The 3,837-nt window shown below is 48.1% G+C and carries 1 protein-coding gene; it reads right to left on the bottom strand.

The genetic code is table 11. From position 1 onward, the window contains the following. Positions 1 to 527: 527 nt before the first annotated feature. Positions 528 to 3,837 (bottom strand): pyruvate:ferredoxin (flavodoxin) oxidoreductase (nifJ, locus tag VIR50_RS10035; RefSeq protein WP_331934992.1); only part of this gene is annotated, 3,310 nt, incomplete at its 5' end.

Below are 3,837 nucleotides of genomic sequence, written 5' to 3'. Positions count from 1 at the left end.
TATTTCGGCAATACGTACTATCATACTGTCTGAAGTAGAGCACTGGGCGGGTGAAGTAAAAGCTGTCATGGCTGTGAGGAGGGTGAGAAATAATTTCTTCATTGTATGGTTTTATTTAAATAGTTTTAGCGCATTAACACTATGAAACGTCTGTTGGGATGGCGCCGGTGGCCCATGTCGCTAAATTATAAATGAGTTATTCTCATGTACAAAAATACACTTAATTGATAAGGTTTAGGGTACCTGTTTTAACTATTTTCCTACCACATTCACTGAAATAGGTAACTATCTGATGTTTTTACCTTATTTCTAATGATTTAGGTAGTATGGGTGGGTATTGAGTAAAGCTAATTGTAGTTGTTCATGTCTATGTGTTTTGTTTCTTCTTTTTTTTGTTGAGGAGGAGAGGGGGAATGGCTGTTAGTGGGTGGAATGGGCATGAAAAAAGGCAACCCGCATGCAGGTTGCCTTTTCTTAGTGATGTGATTATTTGATATTTTCCTGATTCGGAAAAGTCAAAATATCGTTTAGATTTCCTCTGACCAGTCTTCTTTGCTCTTGCGAACATAAGCCTGATAACGGAGCTTAGCCATCTTTTCAGCTTGTGAGAAAAGTATCTCTGCCTCGGCAGGGTAAGCTTTGGCTACAGAAGAGTAGCGTACTTCACCCATGAGGAAGTCTTGGAAGTCTTCCCAGTTTGGAGCCTTGGAGTCGAGCTGGAACGGGTTCTTGCCTTCGTCAGCAAGGCGCGGATCGTAGCGCCATAGGTGCCAGTAACCGCAAGCTACTGCCAATTCTTCTTCGCGTTGGCTGGTTCCCATGCTTCTCTTCATCTTCTTTGTACCCTTGATACCGTGGTTGATACATGGTGCATAGGCGATAATGAGTGATGGTCCGGGGTAAGCCTCGGCTTCACGGATGGCTTTCAGGGTCTGTGCATTGTCAGCACCCATTGCTATTTGAGCTACATATACATAACCGTAAGTGGTCTGCATCAAGCCAAGGTCTTTCTTGCGGATGCGCTTGCCTTGAGCTGCGAACTGGGCGATAGCGCCGAGCGGGGTTGACTTAGAGCTCTGGCCACCGGTATTAGAGTAAACCTCAGTATCGAGAACGAGGATATTCACGTCTTCACCGGAAGCGAGTACGTGGTCGAGACCGCCGTAACCGATGTCGTATGAAGCACCGTCACCACCGATAATCCACTGTGAACGCTTAACGAGATAGTGATCGAGGGTCTTCAACTCTGCGCAGATAGGACAACCGGCCTCGGCACCTGCTGCGATCAGCGGCTTCAGTTCGGCAGCAGCTTCCTTAGAAGCGTCAGCGTCTTCCTTGGCAGCAATCCACTTGTCAGCGGCAGCCTTGAATTCCTCTGTAGCGTCACCGGCCTTAGCCTCGTTGAGCAACTTCACGATACGTTCTTTCATCTTCTTGTTTCCAAGGGCCATACCCAAACCGAATTCGCAGAAGTCCTCGAACAAAGAGTTGTCGAAAGCAGGACCCTGACCTTGAGCGTTTGTGGTGTATGGGGTAGAAGGAACAGAAGCTGAATAGATAGAAGAGCAACCTGTTGCGTTGGCAATCATTTCACGGTCGCCGAAGAGTTGTGAAATCAACTTCACGTATGGAGTCTCACCACAACCGGCGCAAGCACCAGAGAATTCAAACAATGGCTGAGCGAACTGTGAGTTCTTGGGGCTTTGCTTAATATCTACAAGGTGTTGCTTAGAAGTAACATTCTTGAAGAGATAATCCCAAGTCTGAGCTTCTTTCACCATGTCGGGAGCGTCAACATTGAACGGAACCATCTTCAAAGCCTTCTCGCCCTTCTTGCCCGGACAAACATCGGCACAGTTACCGCAGCCGAGACAGTCGAGTACGGATACCTGAATGCGGAAGTTCATGCCCTTGAGTGACTTAGGAGCAAGCACGTCTATGGTCTTACCATCGAACTTGGCTGCTTCCTGCTCGTCCAATACGAATGGACGGATACTTGCGTGAGGACAAACGTAAGCACACTTGTTACACTGGATACAGTTGTCCGCGTTCCATACGGGAACGAAGTTCTCAACGCCGCGTTTCTCAAATGCGGAAGTACCGTTGTGCCATGTTCCGTCTACGGTATCAAACTTAACGAAGTCTGAAACCTTGAGAAGGTCACCGGCTTGTGCGTTCATTGGGCGTACGATTTCCTTGATGAAATCGGGAGCGTCGTCAACGTTGGTGTTGTCATCGGCCAAGTTTGCCCATGCGGGATCTACTGCAAGTTCCTTGTATTCGCCACCACGGTCTACGGCAGCGTAGTTCATGTTGACTACGTCTTCACCCTTCTTACCGTAAGACTTCACGATAAAGGCCTTCATCTGTTCTACTGCCAATTCTACCGGAATTACGCCTGTAATGCGGAAGAATGCAGACTGGAGAATGGTGTTTGTGCGGTTGCCCAAACCAATTTCCTGACCAATCTTAGACGCGTTGATGTAGTAAACCTTGATATTGTTCTTTGCGAAGCAGCGCTTTACCTTGTTAGGAATGAAGTTAACGAGCTCTTCGCCGTCGAAGATAGTGTTCAACAAGAACGTACCATTCTTGCGAAGACCGCGTGTAACGTCATACATGTGGAGGTAAGCCTGTACATGGCAAGCCACGAAATTAGGTGTATTTACCAAGTAAGCCGAGTGAATAGGCTCGTCACCGAAGCGCAAGTGAGAGCAGGTGAAGCCACCTGACTTCTTAGAGTCGTAAGAGAAATAAGCCTGACAGTATTTGTCGGTGTTGTTACCGATAATCTGTACAGAGTTCTTATTGGCACCAACGGTACCGTCAGAGCCCAAACCGAAGAACTTAGCCTCGAACAAGCTGTCGCCACCCATTGGGATTTCCTCTTCTTCAGGAAGTGAGGTAAAGGTCACGTCGTCAACGATACCAACGGTGAAGTGGTCCTTAGGAGTTGGCAATTCAAGGTTCTTGAACACGGCAACAATCTTAGCCGGTGTTGTATCAGCTGAACCAAGACCGTAGCGACCACCAACGATCAGCGGCTTGCGCTCGTCATTGTAAAGCGCAGACTTCACATCGAGGTACAATGGTTCGCCCTCTGCGCCCGGTTCTTTGGTACGGTCGAGCACGGCAATACGCTTAACTGTAGCGGGAAGAGCCTTCTTCAGGAAGTCCACAGAGAATGGACGATAGAGGTGTACGGCAACCATACCAACCTTCTTGCCCTGCTTGTTGAGGAAGTCGATGGCCTCGCGGGCAGGTTCAGTAGCAGAACCCATGAGGATGATTACATTCTCTGCGTCCTCAGCTCCGTAGTAATTAAAGAGGTGATACTCACGACCTGTAATCTTGGAAATCTCACCCAAGTACTTCTCTACTACCTCAGGAATCGTCTCATAGTATTGGTTAGAGGCCTCACGGTGTGTGAAGAATGTCTCAGGATTCTCTGCGGTACCACGTGTTACGGGGCGCTCAGGAGTGAGGGCACGGTCGCGGAAACGCTTGATGTCATCCATGTCTACCAATGGACGTATATCTTCCATGTCAATAGCCTCAACCTTATGATACTCGTGAGAAGTACGGAAACCGTCGAAGAAATTGATAAATGGTACGCTGGTCTTCAACGTTGCGAGATGAGGAACGGCAGAGAGATCCATTACTTCCTGTACGGAACCGGAGCAGAACATGGCGAAGCCTGTTTGGCGACAAGCCATAACGTCCTGATGGTCACCGAAAATACAGAGAGAGTGAGAAGCTAATGTACGGGCTGAAACGTTGAATACGCAAGGCAGCAATTCACCGGCAATCTTGTACATGTTAGGAATCATCAACAGC

The sequence above is a fragment of the Prevotella sp. genome, from assembly GCF_036570325.1.
Lineage (GTDB): Bacteria > Bacteroidota > Bacteroidia > Bacteroidales > Bacteroidaceae > Prevotella.
The sequence above is the reverse complement of the archived record's forward strand: the minus strand, read 5'-3'. Positions and strand labels throughout refer to the sequence as shown.